The organism is Otariodibacter oris (assembly GCF_009684715.1).
Classification (GTDB): domain Bacteria; phylum Pseudomonadota; class Gammaproteobacteria; order Enterobacterales; family Pasteurellaceae; genus Otariodibacter; species Otariodibacter oris.
Genome location: NZ_CP016604.1, coordinates 1,125,045 through 1,146,773 on the forward strand (window position 1 = coordinate 1,125,045; position 21,729 = coordinate 1,146,773).

Genomic DNA, 21,729 nt, shown 5'->3' on the forward strand with positions numbered 1-21,729 from the left:
TTATAACCCTCTTTTTTTAACTTCTTCTGTTACCATATCTATTATTTGATCTTGCCTTGTCTTTATTTTTTGTCTATATTTTAGTGAGATTAGTTCTCCTGTTGACTTAACTTTTTCCCATTCCAATATCTTATCTCCAACTTTCGCTCCTTTTGAAATATTAATATGTAGTGGTGTCGGCTGTAAATTACTTGGATCATTAATCAATGCTTTCTTCACCTCTCTAGGTAATTTATTAAAGCCCGGTATCCTTTTAAACGCCGATTGAGGCAGAATATGGTCGATTGAAACTTTTACACCATCAGGCAATAATTTATATACACCATCCGATGGATCTAAATAATTCACTTTACCCGTTTTTTCATCAACCCAACCACCGACTCTGAGCTTTTGTTCGATATTGCCATATTTATTCGTAAAATCACAACAATTCGCATTATGTACCCAAACACCTAAATGCCCTATATGGTAAGTGCTAAACTGTTCAACTTTGATATTGTAAACCGTTTCAAACTTACCTGTCGCTTGTTGGCTGACAATGGTTAGGGTTGGATAAAAATAATAAAAAGTGCAGTTGATTTTCTGTAAGTTTTGAAACTTTTAAAAATACTACCGCACTTTGTTTAATGGCTTTTAAATATAAAAATCTACCGCCAATTCTTTTTCTTAGACAAACGATGCACTAAGTAAACTGTAACAAACATTAATACAGTATAAAGTGCAATCATTTTAAAAGAGAATATTAAATAATCTTTGCTAAATAGTTGACTATAATCTATATCCCAAAAGGGTATGTTATGATGAATATTCCACGATATTCTAGTCCAAAAAAATGTGAAGATTGCTATAAATATCCACATCAGCATTAAAATAAGAAATATTTTAACCCATACTTTTTTCATTTTATCCTCTTACAGTAGAACACTTATATTTTTCTATTAAATTCTTCACCTAAAGCAAGGTATTTTCCTTAAAATTTAAAGATTTTAAAAAATATGCTGTATTTTTTATCATTATAAAATCAATATTATTTTTTCATTTTAATATAAATAAAAACACCTAACAAATAAATCACAGACATACTCACAACCATTTTTGCCAACAATTCCGTATAGTTAAATATATCCATAAAATTAATATCAAATAAAAATATATTATGATTTAAATTATATAAAATCTTTGCAAGTAAAAAAGCCAAAATTCCACAAACAGAATATCCAGCAAATACGATAAAAAACACATAAAAATAAAGCTTTTTATTTTTCATCAAATTTTACCTCATTCATATAAATATACTGAAAAGCTCTATTAATTAACTATCCACCAGCATTACCTACAATTCTTTTTCTTAGACAAACGATGCTCTAAGTAAACTGCAATAAATAATAATACACTATAAGAGACTATCATTTTCAAAGAAAATACTAATTCCATAAAACTTCTGCCAAGATAGCACTGATAGCCATTGCAAAAGTACACATAACAACTAGAAACAAAAATATTTTAATCCATACTTTTTTCATTTTTTCCACCTCAGGAAAATTATATTGTGCCTCTATATTAATTGGAACAAATGAATATTTATTACTATGTGGGTTAAAATACTTATCCAATGGACTTTTGATTGCTTTAGCCACACCATAACTACTGGCAGAACCAATACCACTTACTAATGCACATTCATTTCATAAGGTAAGATATTCAATTAGAGCAATAAAACATTTTATAGTTATAATCTATGGTCAGTTCCCGATCTCCACTAACTAAAAAACCACTTTCACCTTTACAAAAAACGTAAGAATTATCCTGGGATTTTTTTTCATCAATAGTAAATCCTAATTTTTCTATTTTTTTTATTATGTTTTCTTTATCATAACGATGAGATTGTAAAAAATCAGACTTCAAAATAAATCCTGAATTAACTCGTCCACCAAATTGTTCATACTTACCATTCATTAATTCGATTTCTTCAGTTATCGCATTGTAAATATGTCTGGTTTCTTTCTCTATAGAGTTCCGATTAAACAAATCACCACTAACCAACCCATATAAATTAATACCCAATATAATAAATAGTGCAAAGAAAAACTTCTTGGAGTTAACAAGTTTCATTAATCCCCTCCTATCTTAAACATTTTTCCTGATTTATATTTCCACCTCTACCCCTCACCTACAACAAAGCGGTGAGTTCCGCTTTTATTTTTGCAAAATTTCAGCAACAACTCACCGCTTATTTATCAAGGCTAGTTTCGGTATTTTTTATATTTATCACACATTCTCATATTAAAACTACCTTCCCAACACCAACCTAAATCAGGCTTAAAGCGGTAGCCTAGTTCATAAGCACAGCCATAATGTATTTTACTAAATCTATCCATGGCTAAATCCCACTCTTTCATTTCTTCAGGAGTTAGCTCCCTCTCAGAATAAGCATTATCCAAATATTTTTCTCTTTCAGTCATTGCATTTTCTGCTCTATCATAACACTTTCTAAAATTTTTTCCCTGAAGATAAACCCCATCCTTTTTCCATTGATGCCCTAGAGGTTCCGGACCTACAAAAATTAACCGACACCCAGTAAGCCCTACAATTAAGAATATTAATAGCCAGTTCTTCATTGCAATTTCTCCACTTTATGATTATTAAATTGAATTGTTTTTGTCTTTGGCTCAAATCTACCCCATCTATCTTGATGATGATCTTTCAACTTCTTAAAGTTTTCACTATTTCCAAGAAGAAATCTTTCAGCTCGTTCATCCCTAGCATATATCATTGTATGATCACCTTTAACCATATCAATTATTGGGATATACCATTTCTTCTCAGAGGTGGAATCTGAATTACCAATCCCGATACCATATCGCCCTGCAACCCATGGTAAACCTATCCCCGTAGCAACAACATCGGCAGGGGCGGCGGTGTAAGATACTTGACCCTTGCCAAATAATTCTGCCGCACTATCTACATAGCTTTTCTCTACTCGCCCTAAGGTCAATTTATTCACTAAACTATTTGATTGCATTCAAATTAATACAACAACAAAGCGGTAAGTTCCGCTCTTATTTTTGCAAAATTTCAGCATCAACTCACCGCTTGTTTAATAACAAATTATCTTCCTTCTCCCTTTAAGTTTTTGGGATTGACTAATACGGGTAATGAAATATAACTTTTATTTAGCCCTTTCTCTTTTATAGGTACACTGTCCTAATCGGTTAGCAAATTCAGTATCCCATTCTCGTTGTTCCTTATCCCCTACCCATTTATTTGGATCAGGTCTCATTTGTTTTTCGACTTCTTCAAAACAAATATCATAAATCTCCTTTTCTTTGCCAGATAATTCAAAACCAGTATTATTCCAAAACCTAGTAAAAGTATCCATGCAGCCTGATAACGGTATCATTAAAGCTAATACAGCGATCATTTTCATTATTTTCATCATTTACTCCTCTTTAATTGTTGGATTGACTAACACGGGTAATGAAAGATTCTTCTCATTTAGATCATCAGTTTTCTCTTTTCTCTATTTATTGGAATAATCATCAAAATAAGGATTTTTAATTTCTTTAATAGCCTTTTTCTTTTCTGCAGTTACGAGCAAATTCAGCCCATAATTCTCCTTGAGTTTCCCCATTATAAAATTTACTAGCTTCTTTACGACAAGTTCTATAAACTTCCCTTTCCTTATCAGACATTTTAAACCCATGCTCCCAAAACCACATCAAAGGATCTTTACCCGTTATACAACCACTTAATACAGAACAAGATATTACTAAAATAAAAAAACGCTTCATTTCATAACTCCTTAATTTTTATTTGGCTTAATTAGAATTGGTAGTGATGGATTATCTTTTATACCCTTAGGATCCCACTTTTTATCAAAATCATCAAAATAAGGATTTTTAATTTCTTTAATAGCCTTTTTCTTCTAGACACTTATAAACAACTTCATACCATAACTCTGATTGAGTTTTGTAATCATACAATTTATGAGCTTCATCATGACAAGTGTGATAAGCTTCTCTTTCCTTATCAGACATTTTAAACCCATTATTCCAAAACCAAACAAGAGGATCTCTACTAGTCATACAACCACTTAGTACAAAAAAAGATATTACTAAAATAAAAAAACGCTTCATTTCATAACTCCTTAATTTTTATTTGGCTTAATTAGAATTGGTAGTGATGGATTATCTTTTATACCCTTAGGATCCCACTTTTTATCGCACTGAAAAAGATAAACTTACAACAAAGCGGTGAGTTCCGCTTTTATTTTTGCAAAATTTCAGCAACAACTCACCGCTTGTATGTCAAGGCTAGTTTCGGTATTTTTTATTCAACCTTTTCTTGCTTAATGATCTTACCTTTTTCATACAAAATTCTACTCATCAATTTTCCTTGTGGCGTATAGCCATAAGACCATCCATCAACTAATCCATCTTTTAGTACAGTATGAGATTGCAATTGTCCATTAGGGTAATACACATCAGCATATCTGTTAAATTTTCCGTTCTCAACATAGCTTTTAAAGACTAGCCCGTTCGAACTTGTCGTTTCAAATTCACCCTCTGGTGTATTAGGGGGGACTTGAGGAGTATTAAAAGACTTTGTAGATTGTTCTTGTTCGATAGGTTTAGCATAATCTGGTGTTAATCCTAAGCTGTCCGAAATCTCTACATACTTTTGAGCAAATCCTGTACACCCACTCATTAATATACAAGCCGATACCATCAAGACCTTTTTCATCATAACCTCACTTTAATTTATAGTTCTATATCAGATACAAAATCTGCACCTTATCAATCAGTTAGAACAAATCGATTAAGGTGCAGATATTATTTTTTAGCAATTAAGAAAAGCTAACTTATTTTATTGATTGAGCTTCTACTGCTGCAAATGCCACCATATTAATAATACGACGCACAGATGCTACTGGTGTCAATATATGAGCCGATTTTTTAACCCCCATTAAAATTGGACCAACAGTGATTGCTGTTGTTGTCGCACGTAATAAATTATAGCTGATACGAGCCGATTCAACATTTGGCATAATGAGTAGATTTGCTGAACCTTTTAAGGTACTTTCTGGCATGTATTCGTTACGTAATTTTTCAGATAATGCTAAATCGCCATGCATTTCACCATCAATCATTAAGCTTGGATCACGCTGTTTCACAATTTCAAGCACTTCACGCATTTTTGGCGCACCTAATGAATTAGATGAGCCAAAATTAGAGTGTGAAACTAACGCGACAGCAGGTTCAATACCAAAGCGTTTAACTTCTTCTGCAGCCATGAGTGCAATTTCTGCAAGTTCTTCTGCAGTAGGATTTGCATTTACATAAGTATCTGTCATAAATACATTACCCATTGGTAATACTAAACTATTTAATGCAGCAGGTACTTTCACACCTTCTTTTAAGCCGATAACATCTAAAATAGTGTCTAAGTGACGGCTATATGTGCCAAATAAACCACACACCATACCATCTGCGTATCCCATTTCAACAAGTAATGAGGCGATAGTTGTAGTATTAGAAGTGGTTACACGTTTAGCTATTTCTACTGTGACACCTTTACGGCTCATTAATTGATAATAGCGTTTCCATAATTGCTCATGACGTTCGTCTTGTTCATTGTTTACAATTTCAAAATCAACACCAGCTTCAATTCTTAGTCCTAGTTTTTTAATACGTGAAGTAATAACAGCAGGACGTCCAATTAAAATTGGATATGCCAAGCCCATAGATACAATATCTTGTGTTGCGTGTAAAACACGAGCATCTTCACCTTCTGCTAATACAATACGTTGTTTATTTGCTTTAGCTTGGCTGAAGATTGGACGCATAAATAGGCTTGTTTTGTAAACGAACTGAGTCAATTTATCTGCATAAGCATCCCAATCTGTGATTGGTCGAGTTGCCACACCTGATTCAACAGCGGCTTTTGCAACTGCTGGTGCAATACGAACAATTAAACGTGGATCAAATGGGCGTGGAATAATATATTCAGGTCCAAATTCTGTACCTTCACCACCATAAGCAGACGTTACAACGTCACTTTGTTCTTCTAACGCTAAATCAGCGATAGCGTAAACTGCCGCACGTTTCATCTCTTCATTAATTGTGGTTGCACCAACATCCAATGCCCCTCTAAAGATGAATGGGAAACAAAGTACGTTATTTACTTGGTTTGGATAGTCAGAACGACCTGTACAAATAATCGCATCAGGGCGTGCAGCTTTTGCTTCCGGTGGCGTAATTTCTGGATCTGGGTTAGCTAAGGCAAGAATGAGAGGATGAGCAGCCATCGTCTTAACCATTTCTGGTGTTAAAGCCCCTGCTGCTGAGCAACCTAAGAAAATATCTGCATTTGGAATTGCATCGCCTAAGGTTCTCCATCCATTATCTTCAATCGCGTAGAATTTTTTGGTTTCGTCCATACGATCATCACGATCTTTATAGATCACCCCTTTTGAATCGCACACGACGATATTTTCACGTTTCATGCCTAAAGATAATAATAAATTTAAACATGCAATGGATGCCGCACCCGCACCTGATGCAACTAAACGTACGTCTTCAATTTTCTTATCAATCACTCTTAATGCATTAATAACAGCTGCCGCACTGATAATCGCTGTACCATGTTGGTCATCATGGAATACAGGAATCTTCATTTTTTCGCGTAATTTCTTTTCAATATAAAAACATTCTGGCGCTTTGATATCTTCAAGGTTGACACCACCAAATGTTGGTTCTAGCGCTGCGATGATATCAACAAGTTTGTCAGGATCTTTTTCATCAACTTCAATATCAAATACATCCACTCCGGCAAACTTCTTAAACAATACTCCTTTACCTTCCATTACAGGCTTACCCGCTAAAGCACCGATATTTCCTAATCCCAAAACTGCAGAACCATTAGAAATAACTGCGACTAAATTTCCTTTTGCTGTATATTTATAGGCGGCTAAAGGATCAGCTTTAATTTCTAAGCAAGGTTCCGCTACCCCTGGTGAATAAGCCAAAGCAAGATCTCGCTGTGTTGCTAGTGATTTAGTTGGCGCAACCTCAATTTTTCCTGGAACTGGAAATTCGTGAAAATCTAAAGCAGCTTGGCGTAATTGTTCGTCCATAGTCTTATCCTCAATAATTATTTACATACACTAAAAATTTTTGACATTTTACCTGAAACCCAAAATTGATTTTGTGACACATGTCTAATTTTTCAGAATTTATGAACTCTTAATTCGTCCTTAAAACAAAAATTTTTATAAAAATAAATATTTTATAAAATATATTAAAATTAAATTAAAAGAGTATAAATATAATATTATTTAAAATTAAATGCTAAATATTTAAAATATACAATATATTAATCCAAAAAATACCAAAAAAATTAAATTGCAGAGACTAGACAATATGAAATTTTTCTTGCAGAATCCAAAACAAGATTGTAAATAAAACGTTAAATAATAATGTGGTATGAGTGGAGGATTTAATGAAAAAACTTTCTGGTGCAGAAATGGTAGTGCAATCCTTGCGTGATGAAGGCGTTGAGTACGTTTTTGGTTACCCGGGTGGTTCTGTTCTTGATGTCTATGATGCAATTCACACGTTAGGTGGGATAAAACATGTGTTAGTGCGTCATGAACAAGGTGCTGTACATATGGCAGATGGCTATGCTCGAGCGACAGGTAAAGTGGGATGTGTGTTAGTTACATCGGGACCAGGCGCAACAAATGCCATTACAGGTATTGCAACTGCCTATTCTGATTCTATTCCTCTTGTGGTGTTTTCTGGGCAAGTACCATCTAGTTTAATTGGTTCAGACGCATTTCAGGAATGTGATATGGTGGGAATTTCACGTCCTGTTGTAAAACACAGTTTCTTAGTCAAAAATGCAGAAGATATTCCTGAAATCATCAAAAAAGCCTTTTATATTGCATCAACAGGCAGACCCGGACCTGTCGTAATTGATTTACCGAAAGATGTGGTGAATCCAGCGAATAAATTTAATTATCACTACCCTAAAGAGATTAAATTACGATCTTATAATCCAACGGTACAAGGTCATAAAGGACAGATAAAAAAAGCCTTAAAAGCGATTTTAGTGGCGAAAAAACCTGTGCTATATGTGGGGGGCGGAGTTGTTATTGGGGAAGCAAGTGCACAAGTGACTGAATTTGCCCAAAAACTAAACCTACCTGTAACAAGTTCCCTAATGGGTCTTGGTGCTTATCCAAGTACAGACAAACAATTTTTAGGCATGCTTGGTATGCATGGAACTTATGAAGCCAATACTACGATGCATGAGAGTGACTTGATTATTGGGGTTGGTGTGCGTTTTGATGATCGGACAACAAATAATCTTGAGAAATATTGTCCAAATGCAAGAGTGATTCATATTGATGTGGATCCAACCTCAATTTCCAAAACAGTGCCTGCTTATATTCCAATAGTCGGTAGTGCGAAAAATGTTTTTGAGGAATTCTTAGCCTTATTAGATGATGAGAATTTGTTAAAAAGCCAATCAGATCTGACCGCTTGGTGGGATGAAATTCAGCCTTGGAGAGATCGTCAGTGCTTGCGTTTTGAGAAAGGAGAGGTAATCAAACCTCAAGAAGTAATTCAAACCATCTATAAATTGACTAAAGGTGATGCTTATATTGCATCTGATGTAGGGCAACACCAAATGTTTGCCGCATTATACTACCCTTTTGATAAACCTCGTCGTTGGATCAATTCTGGTGGATTAGGTACGATGGGATTCGGCTTACCTGCTGCGATTGGGGTGAAATTTGCCTATCCAAAAGAAACCGTAGTATGCGTAACGGGCGATGGCAGTATTCAAATGAATATTCAAGAGCTTTCTACTGCGAAACAATATGATACACCTGTGGTGATTGTTAATCTTAACAATAGATTTTTAGGGATGGTAAAACAGTGGCAAGATATTATTTACGCAGGTCGTCATTCTCAATCTTATATGAATTCATTACCTGATTTTGTGAAATTGGCAGAGGCTTATGGGCATGTTGGTATTCAAATTACCAAACCTGAAGAGCTAGAAGATAAGCTTAAAGAAGCTTTCTCAATTAAAGATAAACTGGTCTTTGTTGATGTGCTAGTTGATGAAACCGAACACGTTTACCCAATGCAAATTCGTGGCGGTTCAATGAAAGATATGATGCTTAATAAAACGGAGAGAACAGATGCGTAGAACATTATCAGTATTATTAGAAAATGAATCCGGTGCTTTATCTCGTGTTGTAGGGCTGTTTTCTCAACGAGGATTCAATATCGAAAGCTTAACTGTTGCCCCAACGGATGACGGCAGTTTATCCCGCATGACAATCGTTGCAAAAGGGGATGAAGCCGTTTTAGAGCAAATCGAAAAACAATTACATAAACTTGTTGATGTCTTTAAAGTGATGAATTTAAGTCATCATGAACATGTCGAACGAGAAGTTCTATTAATTAAAGCACATGCTTCTGGTAGCACTCGTGATGAGCTTAAACGGATGGTAGATATTTTTAGAGGACAAATTGTTGATATTACGCCTAAACAATATACAATCCAGCTCTCAGGAACAAGTGAAAAACTCAATGCCTTTATTGAGGCGGTAAAAGCAGAAACAACGATTATCGAGATAGTACGATCTGGAGTAATTAGTTTATCTCGAGGAGACAAGAACTGCTTGTAACTTAATAGGCATATCATATAAGCGGTCAGTTAAACCAACTAATTTGTAAAAATTGTACCGATAACACCTTATTAAAAATCCCCATTTTATTGCATCTAACACAATGCCATATAATGGGTTTTTTTATTATGTCAATCACTATCAATCCACGATTAAATCCCACTTAAAATTGCTTACTTTACAAGCTCACAAGCACCAATTCGGAAAAGTAGCAATTATTCAATGGAAATATGTTATATAGTATATAAGAAACAATAAAAAGAGGCTATAATTGGGAAGCTTAGCGCTCTGAACCTCAAACGATTCAAGTGGTCAGAACGTTATCCTGTTTTGCCAAAATTAAGGTGGTTAATAATGAAAAAAGAAGAAATTAAACAACACTTCTTAGCTCGTCTAGGAAAAGTGCGTTTACGCCCTGGTGGAAAAATTGCAACAGATTGGCTTATCGCCAATGGTGACTTCAATAAGAATAAAAAAGTCCTCGAAGTCGCTTGCCATACTGCAAATATGTCTATCACTATTGCTAAAAATTATGGTTGTCATATCATCAGTACTGATGTTGATGACTCAATGTTAGATAAAGCACGCAAAAATATTGCAGAAAATAAAGTCAGTGAATTAATTGAAGTACAAAATGCTTCGCCAAGTACATTACCTTTCCCAGATAACCACTTTGACGTTGTTATTAATGAGGCAATGTTAACCATGCTATCGAATGAAGATAAAAAAGAAGTAGTCAGTGAATATTATCGTGTACTCAAACCAAACGGATTACTTTTAACTCATGATGTTTTATTAAATGTGGAAGAAAATGAAGCTGAAACAGTGGTATCACAACTTTGTGAAGCGATTGATGCGGAAGTTAGCCCGCTATCAAAATCAGCATGGAAATCTTTGTTCCTAGATCAAAAATTCCGTAATATAGAAACTTTTACTGGAGAGTTAAACTTGCTTTCTCCAAAAGACTGGATTCAAGATGAAGGCGTAGTTGGTACAATAAAAATTGTGGGTAATGCACTCAAAGCAGAAAACAGAGAACATCTTAAAAAATTATTTCAGACCTTTAATGATCCTGAAAATAAACTTGGTTTCATTGTGCTATGTAGCCAAAAATAATGTGGTTAAAACAATAAATATAATGTGTTTCAAATCTTTAGATTACCTGAGAATAAATTAGTATGATTGAAATATTTCAGAATTGGTATAGACAAAAATTTAACGATCCTCAAACAGCTGTTTTAGTCGCGATATTATTGATTGGATTTGGAACACTCTATTTTTTTAATCAAATACTCATGCCACTTTTAATTGCGATTGTTTTCGCTTATTTACTTGAGTGGCCAATTCGTTTCTTTACCAATACGTTAAAATTACCTCGCCTACTCAGCTTAATCCTCGTTTTAGGCGGGTTTGTTTCTGTTTCTATTTTTCTATTTGTTGTCATTCTTCCAGCTCTATGGAATCAAGCGGTCACTTTCTTAAAAGATTTACCAAGTATGTTTAACCTACTTAATGAATGGCTCTTAGCTCTTCCAGAGCATTATCCAGAGCTTATTGATTATGTAACTCTTGACTCAATGATGACAGCATTAAGATCAAAAATTGTAGGATTTGGAGATTCTCTTTTAGCATTTTCACTAAACTCTATCGTAAGTTTAGTTGGATTAGGTATTTACGCCTTTCTTGTTCCATTGATGGTTTTCTTCTTACTAAAAGACAAAACCATTTTCATTCAAGATGTAGAAAGATTTTTGCCCCAAAATAGGCACCTAGCAATGCGTGTTTGGGGTGAAATGCAACAACAAATTGCCAATTATATTCGTGGGAAATTTTTAGAAATTCTCATTGTTGGTGTAGTTACCTATATTTTATTCTTATTTTTTCATCTACGTTACCCTCTTCTATTGTCAGCAGCAGTGGGACTCTCTGTTCTGGTGCCTTATATCGGAGCAGTGTTGGTTGCAATTCCTGTGGCATTAGTCGCCCTTTTCCAATTTGGCTTATCGCCTGATTTCTATTATGTACTGCTAGCTTTTGTAATTAGCCAATTGCTTGATGGAAATTTACTTGTTCCATTCTTATTCTCAGAAGCTGTTAATCTCCATCCCCTTACCATTATTGTTTCAGTATTGATTTTTGGTGGATTATGGGGATTTTGGGGCGTATTCTTCGCTATTCCATTAGCAACCTTAGTAAAAGCGGTTTTGAAAGCAATTTCCGCGACAAAAGACAATTTTGCTGACGAAGAACTACTATAATGTGTTCCCTATACAACCATTAATTAAAATATTTATATAAAGGATTTATTTTGCTTGTAACAGATTTCCATTTTGATCTTCCTGATGAACTTATTGCTCGTTATCCAACTAAAGAGCGTTCAGCTAGTCGCCTACTCTACTTAAATGGAGAAACTGGTGAGTATCAAGATCAAAAATTTACTGATTTACTTTCTCATATTAATGAAGGCGATTTACTGATATTTAACAATACTCGAGTGATTCCCGCTCGCTTATATGGCAAAAAAGCCAGTGGTGGTAAATTAGAAGTGCTTATTGAAAGAGTATTAGACGAAAAACGTTGTCTTGCTCATATTCGCTCTTCAAAAGCACCTAAAATTGATAGTGAAATTATTTTAGGGGAAGATAAATTAGGCGAAGGAAATGGGCTTAAAGCCATCATGATTGCCCGTCACGATGCTTTGTTCGAATTACAATTTGAGGCTGATAAACCCTTATTTGATCTACTCCAAAATGCAGGTCATATCCCTCTACCACCTTATATTGATCGCCCTGATGAAGAAACTGATCAAGAACGCTATCAAACTGTATATAGTAAAGTATTAGGAGCTGTTGCTGCACCAACTGCTGGGCTACATTTTGATAATGTGATGCTAGAAAAATTAAAACAAAAAGGCGTCGATACCGCTTTTGTCACATTACACGTTGGCGCTGGTACTTTCCAACCAGTACGTGTCGAGACTATTGAAGATCACAAAATGCACTCGGAATATGCCGAAGTAAGCCCTGAAGTTGTGGAAAAAATCAAAGCGACTAAAGCCAAAGGCAAACGCGTCATTTGTGTGGGTACGACTTCTGTGAGATCAATTGAAAGTGCAGCACAAGCAGCCGAAAAAGAAGGTAAAGATATTATTGTGCCATTTTATTCGGATACTTCGATTTTTCTCTACCCTGGCAAAAAATTCAATATCGTTGATGCCTTAGTAACAAATTTCCATCTACCTGAATCAACGCTTATTATGCTAGTTTCTGCTTTTGCAGGCTATCGTCATTGTATGAATGCATATCAGCACGCTGTGGAAGAAAAATATCGTTTCTTTAGCTATGGTGATGCAATGTTTATCACTAAAAATCCGAATGCATTAAACGATAGACCATAATCAAAAAAAACATACGCCATAGTAAAATAGACTATGGCGTACCTAAATATTCCTGATACCAAGGACTCCATTCATTTCTTGCAGTATTTATCCTATATTTATTCTCGTAAAAAGAAACACTACTCATCCCTTCTTTTGCTGTATTAAAGATCGTAACATCTTGATCTATTAATCGCCGTACAACTTGCTTATTAGGTAATCCCCAAGAATTCCACCGCCCCGCTGAAATAAATGCAAATTGAGGTTTAATCTTAGCCAATAAGGTATTACTTGTGTTGGTTTTACTGCCATGATGTCCCACCTGTAAAAATGTAGCTTGCTCTAATTGAGAAGAAAATAACCGCTCTTGCTGAATACCGATATCGCCCGTGAGTAATATCTTTTCAGAGCCAACATTGACCATCAAAACACAAGAATCTTGATTTTTCGCTCGTTGCACAATTCTGGTGGGATATATTGCCTTAAACTCAATATTGCCAAATTGCCACTGTTTATCCGCTAAACAATAATCTAAGTTTTGTCGAAAATCGGGATATTCATCAGACACAATTAATTTCGCATTGGGATAGTGTTCCATTAAATCATTCACACCGCCTGCGTGATCATTGTCCTGATGACTAATAAAAATCGCCTCAACGTCAATACCATTCCGAATAAAGTAAGGTAACATTTCTAACTTAGCCATAGAACCACCCCGCCACTTTGCCCCTGTATCATAAACAATCGCCTTTGATTGATGATCCTCTTTATAAATCAATGCCATCGCTAACCCTTGCCCCACATCAAAATTAATCCATTTTACCTTTGGAAATGGGGAAACAATGGCTGGAATAAACCATAAAGAAGATAAACTCACTGCCACAAGCGGTGACATCCAAAGCCACTTTTGCAAAAAATTTTGTACACCGAAAAGGGCAAATAATAACGCCATATCAATGCTAAAGATAAACCACTGTTGTTGATAGCTGAGATCTTGCCAAGCAAATGATAAGCCTTCTAATATCTGCATATTCCAGCTAATCAAACTGTCTGCAATAACCCAACTATGCAAAAGATTATCGGTCACCAAGCTGAATAGCATTATCGGCATAATCAGAAATGAATAGATCGGAACTGTAAGGATATTAGCAAGAAATGCAGTTGCTGAAACACCTTGAAAAAAGAAAATTTGAATTGGCGTAAACACTAACAAAATCCCAATCTGCAAATGAAATAAGGCAATAATCCATCTTAAGATAGGTAATTTAATTTTGTCATAAGCAACCCACCACCAACTCTGTAGTGGAAAAAATTGATACCAAATAATCAATCCCAACACTGCGAGGATTGAAAGCCAAAAGCTGTCTGAAATCAATGAGAGCGGATTAAGTAAGATTAACAAGCTCACGCACCGCCACCAATATTGCCACGGCGTATAATGCCTTCGATAATATCGCCAGACTACAACAAAGATAATCGCAACCAAAGCCCTTACTGTTGGGGCAGAAAAGCCTGCTAAGAAACTGTATATAAACGCAAAGAATACACCAATTAAAATTGCAATATAGTAAGATGATCTTACCGCTTGTAATACACCCACTCTAAGTCCAAGCCAATAAATTGCTCGAGTGAGAAAAAAGCCGAATCCCATCACTAACGCAATATGTAATCCAGAAATTGCTATTAGATGAGCGGTCCCGGTTTGTTGAAAAGTCCGCCAATGTTGAGCATCTAACCAAGCTCGCTCCCCAAAGGAAATCGCCAGTAAAATCCCTTGCATTTTGGCGGATGATAATTGCCCTTTAACATTATCCAACCAATAATCACGAAAGGTTTGCTCTACCCTAATTTTCTCAGCTTGTTTAATGGTTACTACTTGTTGGATACCGAGTGAAAAATACCAACGCTGTTTATCAAAATTACCTAAATTTAACCGAGATGAAATAGGTCTAATAATGAGCCTCGCTTGGTAAACTCCGCCCAATACCAAAGGTTCTTTAGTTTGCCATTTTGCATAGCTTTTCTTTCCATCTTGATGAGTAATAATTGCTGTTTGATAATCTTGTTGCTTTAATATTCTTGAAACGTAAATTTCTTCATTAGACTTCCTAACCTGCACGCTATTTGCCGTTTGAAAAGCCAAAAAAATCTGAATATAGACCGCAATAATAGCAATACCTAAACCAATATAGGCTTTATCCTGCCGAATGAATCCCCATAAACCACAAGTTACTCCCCACACTATTCCTAAATATAAATATTCACTCGGTAAAAAGATAATGGGTAGCGATGCCAGGCAGAAAAAGTAACAAAATCGATCTAAATTCATTTTTGAGCTATTCATAGTTGGCTTAGTATAAATCTAGCTTAAAAGATAGGTAGATTACCGCATTGTTTTTTCGATAAGCATCGCAAAAGAAAAGGCAGATCATTAATGATCTGCCTTATTCCACCATTCCTGTATCTATATCTTATTGTTTAATTTTCAACAGATAGGATCTTACTGGTTATCTGACCGTCCGCCAAACGTGTAGAAATCACATCATCAACTTTCAAACCTTGAGTAGAAACAAGAGCTTTTCCTGACTGATCTTGTGTCATGGAGTAACCTCGTGAAAAGACTTTTAGCGGACTTAAACTTTCTAATTGAATACAGAGTTGTTGAAATTCACGTTGATTATGTACCAGTTTTTTATCCATCAGATAATTTAATTTTTGCTGTAATTTCACAATATCATACTGCTTTTGGCTAATTTTATGTGGCAATGGATTTTTGTTTACTCGGTGTTGCATCATTTTCCATTGATTTTCCTTACGGACGAACACCTGTTGCATTTGTTGAATAATACGTTGGTTCAAGGCTTCGATTTGCTGTTTTTGTCTGGATAAATGACGTTGCGGATGTTGTGCCGCTAAGCGTGTTTTGAGGTAAGTAAAATGCTTAGTTTTTACTGACCATAAGCGATCAAAAGCTAAATTGACACGATCAAATTGATTTTGTAGCTGTCGCACCAACTCTTGTCTATCTCTGCTGACTAATTCAGCAGCAGCTGAAGGGGTTGGAGCCCTTAAATCTGCCACAAAATCTGCAATGGTAACATCCGTTTCGTGTCCGACTGCACTGATTATCGGTAAAGTGGATTCATATATTGCTCTCGCAACAATTTCCTCATTAAAACACCATAAATCCTCAAGGGATCCGCCACCTCGCCCGACAATTAACACATCGCACTCTTTTCTTAAATTCGCCAAATTAATCATTTGAGTAATATCTTGAGCCGCATCTTTTCCTTGCACTAAAGTGGGATAAATGATTACTTGTAAACTAGGATCTCGACGTTTAAGAATATTCAAAATATCTTGCAATGCTGCACCACTTTGTGATGTCACAACACCGACAGTTTTAATATGCGGAGGAATTGGCTTTTTATGATCGTGAGAAAATAGTCCTTCACCAGCCAATTTCATTTTAAGCTGTTCAAATTGTTGTTGAAGAAGCCCATCTCCTGCAGGCTGCATCGATTCAATAATAACCTGATAATCCCCTCTCGGCTCATATAGGCTCACATTTGCTCTCACTAAGACTTGCATACCATTTTGTGGTTTAAAATTCACACGTTGATTTTTCATTCGGAACATCGCACAACGTACTTGAGACTGCTCATCTTTAAGAGTTAGATACCAATGTCCTGAAATGGGTTGGCTAAAATTGGAAATTTCCCCAACAAGCCATACATAGCCTAATTGAGATTCTAATAGTTGTTTTACGGAATAATTTAATTGTGTAATGGTTAAAATATTATTTTGCATAGTGTCTAAAAGAGGAGAAATTAGATATAAAAATTTACTAAATAAGAGTAGTTTACTCGTGGATACTATGATAATCCAAGATTTTTTGTGAAGCATTAAATGGAGGCGTGTCCCGGAGTCGAACCGAGCTACATGGATTTGCAATCCAGTGCATAACCGCTTTGCTAACACGCCATAAAAAAATGGAGCGGGAAACGAGGCTCGAACTCGCGACCCCGACCTTGGCAAGGTCGTGCTCTACCAACTGAGCTATTCCCGCAAATGATATGTTGTTTTGAACGGTGTGCATTTTACGAAAATTACTGCGTCTGTCAAACGATAATTTGAGGCTAACTGTTTGAATGACTAAAAAAAGATCGCATTATGTATTACTAGACCATAGAAATTTAAAAGCCATCTTAGTACTGACATAACTTTACAAAAATTCATCTTCTAAAAAAATTTTAATGATACAATGATTAAAAATATAATTAATTCATTGATTATATTGGAATTTTTACTTTGTGATCAATGTCAAATATTTTAATTTTAAATTTGTATTACAAAAGGATTTCTGATAGATTCTTGTTCAGATAATAGTCTTCCTTTCAATGCTATGCAGTTAAGGAGAGCAAATGAAAGATTCAAAAAAACTATCCCTGTCTAATCAAGACTCCCTCTTTATTGAACAACTTAATTCAGGAACTTGTCGAGATCCCTTTGCTTACTTAGGTATTCACTCTACTGACACTGGAGTTATCATTAGAAGCTATTTACCCGAAGCAATATCCGTTACTGTAATTGATCAGAATGCTCATCCTATAAAAAAAATGGAAAAAATTGATGAACGTTCTGTCTTTGTTACTGAATTAATTGGAAAAAAAACGGATTTATCTTACCGCTTATTAGTTGAATATGCTCATACAACTATTGATATTGAAGATCCTTATCGTTTTCAATCTCATATCACCGATTTTGATAGTTGGTTAATCTCAGAAGGCACACATATTCGCCCTTACGAAAAATTAGGGGCACATCTAGTTACTCAAAATGAGGTGGGAGGTATTCATTTTACCCTTTGGGCTCCGAATGCTAAACGTGTTTCTGTTGTAGGTGATTTTAATTTTTGGGATGGCAGACGTCATCCAATGAGATTTCATCCTAATACGGGAATTTGGGATATTTTTATTCCAAATGCACATAAAAATACGTTGTATAAATTTGAGATTTTAGATAATAACGGACAATTACGTTTAAAATCAGATCCTTATGCGTTTTCTGCGCAATTCCGTCCAGATACTGCCTCCGTTGCCTCTGGTTTACCAGCTATTGTTGAACCTGATGAAACAAGACGTAAAGCCAATGCACCAGACCAACCCATTTCAATTTATGAAGTCCATTTAGGATCTTGGCGCCGTAATTTAGAAAACAACTATTGGCTTAATTACCAAGAAATTGCAGATGAATTGATTCCTTATGTAAAAGATATGGGATTCACCCACATTGAATTATTACCTATTTCAGAATTCCCATTTGATGGTTCTTGGGGCTATCAACCAACAGGGATTTATGCGCCAACAAGTCGTTTTGGTTCGCCTGACGACTTACGTTTCTTGATCAGTAAAGCCCATGAAGCAGGCATCAATGTAATTTTAGATTGGGTTGTCGGCCATTTCCCAACGGATGAACATGGTTTAGGTTATTTTGATGGTACTCATTTGTATGAACATGCTGATCCTAAAGAGGGATATCACCAAGATTGGAATACCTTAATTTTCAATTATGGGCGAAATGAAGTGCATAACTACCTATCAGGTAATGCGCTCTATTGGGTTGAACGCTTTGGTATTGATGCTTTACGTGTCGATGCGGTTGCTTCAATGATTTATCGTGATTATTCACGCGCAGAAGGTCAATGGATCCCAAATCAATATGGTGGTAGAGAAAATTTAGAGGCCTTAGAGTTTTTACGCAAAACTAATACCATGCTCAAAAAAGAAGGAATGGGTAGTATCACTATTGCAGAAGAATCTACCTCTTTCCCCGGTGTTACTCATCCTGTAGAACATCATGGTCTCGCCTTTGACTATAAATGGAATATGGGTTGGATGAATGACACCCTTCGATATATGAGAACTGATCCAATTTATAGAAAATATCATCATAATTTGATGACCTTCGGTATGGTTTACCAATACAGCGAAAAATTTATGTTACCACTCTCTCACGATGAAGTCGTTCATGGTAAAGGTTCACTTATCGAAAAAATGCCTGGAGATGATTGGCAAAAATTTGCTAATTTACGAGCTTACTATGGTTATATGTGGGCTTATCCAGGTAAGAAACTACTCTTTATGGGCAATGAATTTGCTCAACGCAGAGAATGGAATTATGAAGAAAGTCTTGATTGGTTCTTACTTTCTGATGATAACGAGAGTAACGGACACAAAGGAATGCTCAGTTGGATAAAAGATCTTAACCGCCTATATACACAAAATCCAGCTCTTTACGAATTAGATTATTCACCAGAAGGATTTGAATGGCTAGTGGTAGATGATGCTGATCAATCTATATTTGCTTTTGAAAGAAAAGCAAAAAATGGGCAAAGCATCATTGTCGTCAGTAATTTTACGCCTAATCCTCGTGAAAATTATCGAATTGGCGTACACCGACAAGGGCAATACAAAGAGATTCTTAACTCAGATTCTATGTATTACATGGGAAGTAATGTAGGAAATTTTGGCTATATTAACTGTGATGAAATACCTTCACACAATAAGCCTTATTCACTTAATTTAACATTACCACCACTTTCAACTATATTTATTATTAAGGAATAAACTAGGTAGTATCATGCAGTATTTTTCAGGACGATCATTTCCTTTAGGAAGCTTAATCACAGAATTTAATGGCAAAAAAGGGGTTAATTTTTCACTCTTTTCTCGTCGTGCAACAGCTGTCGATCTTTGTTTGTTTATTGATGATAAAGAAATTCGTATTCCAATGTTACATGATAAAAATAATGATATTTGGCATATTTTTGTAACAGATTTAGAAGAGGGCATTCGTTACGGATTCAGAGTTGATGGAATAAGCGATATATCTCAAGGGAATTTATTCAATACACAAAAATTATTGATTGATCCTTATTCTTATACTATTGAAGGCATGCCCGATCTATCCACTAAAGAGGGAGATATTTGGTTTTCATGGGATGATGATAGAGATAATGCACTGTTAGCCCCTAAATCAATTGTAACTAATCGCGCTTTTGATTGGGAAAATGACCAATCTCCTCAAGTAACATGGTCTGATACAATTATCTATGAAGCCCACGTCAAGGGATTTAGCAAAAAAAATCCTAATATTCCTGAAAATATTGTAGGTACTTTCGCGGGTTTAGCCCATAAATCATCCATTGAATATTTGAAAAATTTAGGGATTACGGCTGTTGAACTTCTACCTGTTGCCCACCATGTAGATGAGCCTCATTTACAAAAATTAGGACTGTCTAATTACTGGGGATATAATACTTTAGGACATTTTGCGATAGATCCAACCTTAGCGAGTGATAAAACGAACCCACTTGCTGAATTTAAAAATATGGTTAAAAGTCTACATAAAGCAGGTATTGAAGTGATATTAGATATTGTATTTAACCATACAGCTGAAGCGGGTATAGGCGGACCTACTCTTTGCCAACGAGGAATAGATAACCAAGCATATTACTGGCTAAATGAAAATAAAGATTACTACAACTGGACTGGGTGTGGGCATAGTGTCAACATCAATGATGATCCAATGGTATTACGTTGGGTTATTGATTGTCTCACTTACTGGGTAAAAGAATGCCACGTTGATGGTTTTCGTTTTGATTTAGCGCCTATTTTAGGCAGAACGCCGAGTTTTTCTGACAAAGCCGCATTTTTCACAGCAATTACCAGTAATGCTGAGCTCTCTAATGTGAAACTCATTGCAGAGCCTTGGGATATTGGTTTAGGTGGCTATCAACTGGGCGCATTTCCAAAACCTTTTGCAGAGTGGAATGGACAATATCGTGATGATATGCGTCGTTTTATCTTAGCTACAAGCGGTGACTTAGGCACATTTGTTCGCAGATTTGCAGGTAGCGATGATATCTTTGCTCACAATCGTTTACCGTTAAATAACATCAATTTTATTACTGCGCACGATGGATTTACGCTACATGATCTAGTCAGTTATAACGAAAAGCATAATTGGGACAATGGCGAAGAAAATCGAGATGGTCATAATGATAATATCAGCTATAACCATGGTGTAGAAGGTGAAAGCTCTGATCCCGATATTATTAAGGCAAGAATACAAAGTAAAAAAATATTACTGACTACCTTACTTTTATCACATGGTATCCCAATGATTCTCGCAGGCGATGAATTAGGTCATAGCCAAAAAGGCAATAACAATAGTTATTGTCAAGATAATGAAATAACATGGATTAATTGGCAGAAAGCTGATCAAGATTTAATTCAATTTACAACACAATTAATCAAAATAAGAAAGCAAATTCCATCACTATCTAATCAAGATAAGTGGTGGGGTTCAGACTCTGTTCAATGGTTAAAAGCAGATTCTACTTTGATCCAATCAGATGATTGGCATAACCCTGATAATAAAGGTTTACAAATATTGCTCGATAAGGATTGGCTAATTTTAATTAACGTAAATCGAGCATCCACAGCATTTTTACTACCTGAAGGAAAATGGAGCGTTCTGTTAGGTACAGAAAATATTACTCTGATGACTGATACGCCAGCAGTTACTTTCTCAAATATGGGAGTATGCGTACTTCAAAGGAATGTCATTTACTAATTCAATT

20 protein-coding genes and 2 tRNA genes are annotated in these 21,729 nt (G+C 35.5%); 7 read left to right on the forward strand and 15 right to left on the reverse strand.

What is annotated here, in order from left to right:
* From A6A10_RS09590 to A6A10_RS05265, 11 genes are all read right to left on the reverse strand, one after another.
* Entirely contained in the window at positions 1-348 is a 348-nt protein-coding gene (locus A6A10_RS09590) for an HNH endonuclease family protein (RefSeq protein ID WP_170143748.1), read from the reverse strand.
* Positions 349-1,027: 679 nt separating this feature from the next.
* Entirely contained in the window at positions 1,028-1,267 is a 240-nt protein-coding gene (locus A6A10_RS05220) for a hypothetical protein (protein WP_121121290.1), read from the reverse strand.
* A 157-nt stretch (positions 1,268-1,424) separates the two neighbouring features.
* Complete coding sequence (locus A6A10_RS05225) at positions 1,425-1,637, reverse strand: hypothetical protein (RefSeq protein WP_121121288.1); 213 nt, start codon at positions 1,635-1,637, stop codon at positions 1,425-1,427.
* A 64-nt stretch (positions 1,638-1,701) separates the two neighbouring features.
* Positions 1,702-2,112, reverse strand: a complete 411-nt coding sequence (locus A6A10_RS05230; RefSeq protein WP_121121286.1) for a hypothetical protein — start codon at positions 2,110-2,112, stop codon at positions 1,702-1,704.
* Positions 2,113-2,243: 131 nt separating this feature from the next.
* A complete protein-coding gene (locus A6A10_RS05235; RefSeq protein ID WP_121121284.1) occupies positions 2,244-2,618 on the reverse strand; it encodes a hypothetical protein in 375 nt (124 codons plus the stop codon).
* Positions 2,615-3,022: a hypothetical protein gene (locus A6A10_RS05240; protein ID WP_121121282.1), complete on the reverse strand. Its 408-nt coding sequence runs from the start codon at positions 3,020-3,022 to the stop codon at positions 2,615-2,617. Before A6A10_RS05240 ends, A6A10_RS05235 begins: the two co-directional genes overlap by 4 nt.
* A 147-nt stretch (positions 3,023-3,169) precedes the next feature.
* The gene (locus tag A6A10_RS05245) at positions 3,170-3,439 is read right to left on the reverse strand and encodes a hypothetical protein (protein WP_147404739.1); all 270 of its coding nucleotides are present in this window, start codon (positions 3,437-3,439) and stop codon (positions 3,170-3,172) included.
* Between the two features lie 124 nt (positions 3,440-3,563).
* Positions 3,564-3,791 carry a hypothetical protein gene (locus tag A6A10_RS05250; RefSeq protein WP_121121278.1) on the reverse strand — a complete coding sequence of 76 codons (228 nt, stop codon included), beginning with the start codon at positions 3,789-3,791 and terminating at the stop codon, positions 3,564-3,566.
* A gap of 117 nt (positions 3,792-3,908) precedes the next feature.
* Complete coding sequence (locus A6A10_RS05255; RefSeq protein WP_121121276.1) at positions 3,909-4,136, reverse strand: hypothetical protein; 228 nt, start codon at positions 4,134-4,136, stop codon at positions 3,909-3,911.
* A gap of 193 nt (positions 4,137-4,329) precedes the next feature.
* Entirely contained in the window at positions 4,330-4,746 is a 417-nt protein-coding gene (locus A6A10_RS05260) for a toxin-antitoxin system YwqK family antitoxin (RefSeq protein WP_147404738.1), read from the reverse strand.
* Between the two features lie 115 nt (positions 4,747-4,861).
* Positions 4,862-7,135, reverse strand: a complete 2,274-nt coding sequence (locus tag A6A10_RS05265; RefSeq protein WP_121121272.1) for an NADP-dependent malic enzyme — start codon at positions 7,133-7,135, stop codon at positions 4,862-4,864.
* Between the two features lie 365 nt (positions 7,136-7,500).
* On the opposite strand from A6A10_RS05265, the gene A6A10_RS05270 reads away from it, so the two are divergent.
* The 5 genes from A6A10_RS05270 to queA all read left to right on the forward strand — a co-directional run bounded on the left by A6A10_RS05270 (position 7,501) and on the right by queA (position 13,103).
* A complete protein-coding gene (locus A6A10_RS05270; RefSeq protein ID WP_121121270.1) occupies positions 7,501-9,222 on the forward strand; it encodes an acetolactate synthase 3 large subunit in 1,722 nt (573 codons plus the stop codon).
* Positions 9,215-9,706: an acetolactate synthase small subunit gene (ilvN, locus tag A6A10_RS05275; RefSeq protein WP_121121268.1), complete on the forward strand. Its 492-nt coding sequence runs from the start codon at positions 9,215-9,217 to the stop codon at positions 9,704-9,706. Before A6A10_RS05270 ends, ilvN begins: the two co-directional genes overlap by 8 nt.
* Before the next feature lie 354 nt (positions 9,707-10,060).
* Positions 10,061-10,822, forward strand: a complete 762-nt coding sequence (locus A6A10_RS05280) for a class I SAM-dependent methyltransferase (RefSeq protein ID WP_121121266.1) — start codon at positions 10,061-10,063, stop codon at positions 10,820-10,822.
* Between the two features lie 62 nt (positions 10,823-10,884).
* Complete coding sequence (locus A6A10_RS05285; RefSeq protein WP_121121264.1) at positions 10,885-11,964, forward strand: AI-2E family transporter; 1,080 nt, start codon at positions 10,885-10,887, stop codon at positions 11,962-11,964.
* Between the two features lie 50 nt (positions 11,965-12,014).
* Complete coding sequence (queA, locus tag A6A10_RS05290) at positions 12,015-13,103, forward strand: tRNA preQ1(34) S-adenosylmethionine ribosyltransferase-isomerase QueA (RefSeq protein ID WP_121121262.1); 1,089 nt, start codon at positions 12,015-12,017, stop codon at positions 13,101-13,103.
* Between the two features lie 31 nt (positions 13,104-13,134).
* Here the strand turns inward: queA and A6A10_RS05295 are convergent, their stop codons facing one another.
* The 4 genes from A6A10_RS05295 to A6A10_RS05310 all read right to left on the reverse strand — a co-directional run bounded on the left by A6A10_RS05295 (position 13,135) and on the right by A6A10_RS05310 (position 17,151).
* A complete protein-coding gene (locus A6A10_RS05295; RefSeq protein WP_121121260.1) occupies positions 13,135-15,426 on the reverse strand; it encodes a DNA internalization-related competence protein ComEC/Rec2 in 2,292 nt (763 codons plus the stop codon).
* Between the two features lie 134 nt (positions 15,427-15,560).
* Complete coding sequence (gene xseA, locus A6A10_RS05300) at positions 15,561-16,892, reverse strand: exodeoxyribonuclease VII large subunit (RefSeq protein ID WP_121121258.1); 1,332 nt, start codon at positions 16,890-16,892, stop codon at positions 15,561-15,563.
* Positions 16,893-16,992: 100 nt separating this feature from the next.
* Positions 16,993-17,066, reverse strand: a tRNA-Cys gene (locus A6A10_RS05305).
* Between the two features lie 9 nt (positions 17,067-17,075).
* Positions 17,076-17,151 (reverse strand) — tRNA-Gly (locus A6A10_RS05310).
* Positions 17,152-17,506: 355 nt separating this feature from the next.
* On the opposite strand from A6A10_RS05310, the gene glgB reads away from it, so the two are divergent.
* Positions 17,507-19,711, forward strand: coding sequence for a 1,4-alpha-glucan branching protein GlgB (glgB, locus tag A6A10_RS05315; protein ID WP_121121256.1), 2,205 nt, complete (start codon positions 17,507-17,509; stop codon positions 19,709-19,711).
* 13 nt (positions 19,712-19,724) lie between these two features.
* Positions 19,725-21,722: a glycogen debranching protein GlgX gene (gene glgX / locus A6A10_RS05320; RefSeq protein WP_121121254.1), complete on the forward strand. Its 1,998-nt coding sequence runs from the start codon at positions 19,725-19,727 to the stop codon at positions 21,720-21,722.
* The last annotated feature ends 7 nt before the right edge of the window (positions 21,723-21,729 follow it).

Bases quoted from the DNA above. Each gene is read 5' to 3' on its own strand.
- A6A10_RS05295 (WP_121121260.1), bottom strand. From the start codon at position 15,426: ATGAATAGCTCAAAAATGAATTTAGATCGATTTTGTTACTTTTTCTGC.
- A6A10_RS05235 (WP_121121284.1), bottom strand. From the start codon at position 2,618: ATGAAGAACTGGCTATTAATATTCTTAATTGTAGGGCTTACTGGGTGT.
- A6A10_RS05245 (WP_147404739.1), bottom strand. From the start codon at position 3,439: ATGATGAAAATAATGAAAATGATCGCTGTATTAGCTTTAATGATACCG.
- A6A10_RS05260 (WP_147404738.1), bottom strand. From the start codon at position 4,746: ATGATGAAAAAGGTCTTGATGGTATCGGCTTGTATATTAATGAGTGGG.
- A6A10_RS05240 (WP_121121282.1), bottom strand. From the start codon at position 3,022: ATGCAATCAAATAGTTTAGTGAATAAATTGACCTTAGGGCGAGTAGAG.
- glgX (WP_121121254.1), top strand. From the start codon at position 19,725: ATGCAGTATTTTTCAGGACGATCATTTCCTTTAGGAAGCTTAATCACA.
- A6A10_RS05255 (WP_121121276.1), bottom strand. From the start codon at position 4,136: ATGAAGCGTTTTTTTATTTTAGTAATATCTTTTTTTGTACTAAGTGGT.
- xseA (WP_121121258.1), bottom strand. From the start codon at position 16,892: ATGCAAAATAATATTTTAACCATTACACAATTAAATTATTCCGTAAAA.
- A6A10_RS05220 (WP_121121290.1), bottom strand. From the start codon at position 1,267: ATGAAAAATAAAAAGCTTTATTTTTATGTGTTTTTTATCGTATTTGCT.
- glgB (WP_121121256.1), top strand. From the start codon at position 17,507: ATGAAAGATTCAAAAAAACTATCCCTGTCTAATCAAGACTCCCTCTTT.
- A6A10_RS05280 (WP_121121266.1), top strand. From the start codon at position 10,061: ATGAAAAAAGAAGAAATTAAACAACACTTCTTAGCTCGTCTAGGAAAA.
- A6A10_RS05270 (WP_121121270.1), top strand. From the start codon at position 7,501: ATGAAAAAACTTTCTGGTGCAGAAATGGTAGTGCAATCCTTGCGTGAT.
- ilvN (WP_121121268.1), top strand. From the start codon at position 9,215: ATGCGTAGAACATTATCAGTATTATTAGAAAATGAATCCGGTGCTTTA.
- A6A10_RS05265 (WP_121121272.1), bottom strand. From the start codon at position 7,135: ATGGACGAACAATTACGCCAAGCTGCTTTAGATTTTCACGAATTTCCA.
- A6A10_RS05250 (WP_121121278.1), bottom strand. From the start codon at position 3,791: ATGAAGCGTTTTTTTATTTTAGTAATATCTTGTTCTGTATTAAGTGGT.
- A6A10_RS05285 (WP_121121264.1), top strand. From the start codon at position 10,885: ATGATTGAAATATTTCAGAATTGGTATAGACAAAAATTTAACGATCCT.
- A6A10_RS05230 (WP_121121286.1), bottom strand. From the start codon at position 2,112: ATGAAACTTGTTAACTCCAAGAAGTTTTTCTTTGCACTATTTATTATA.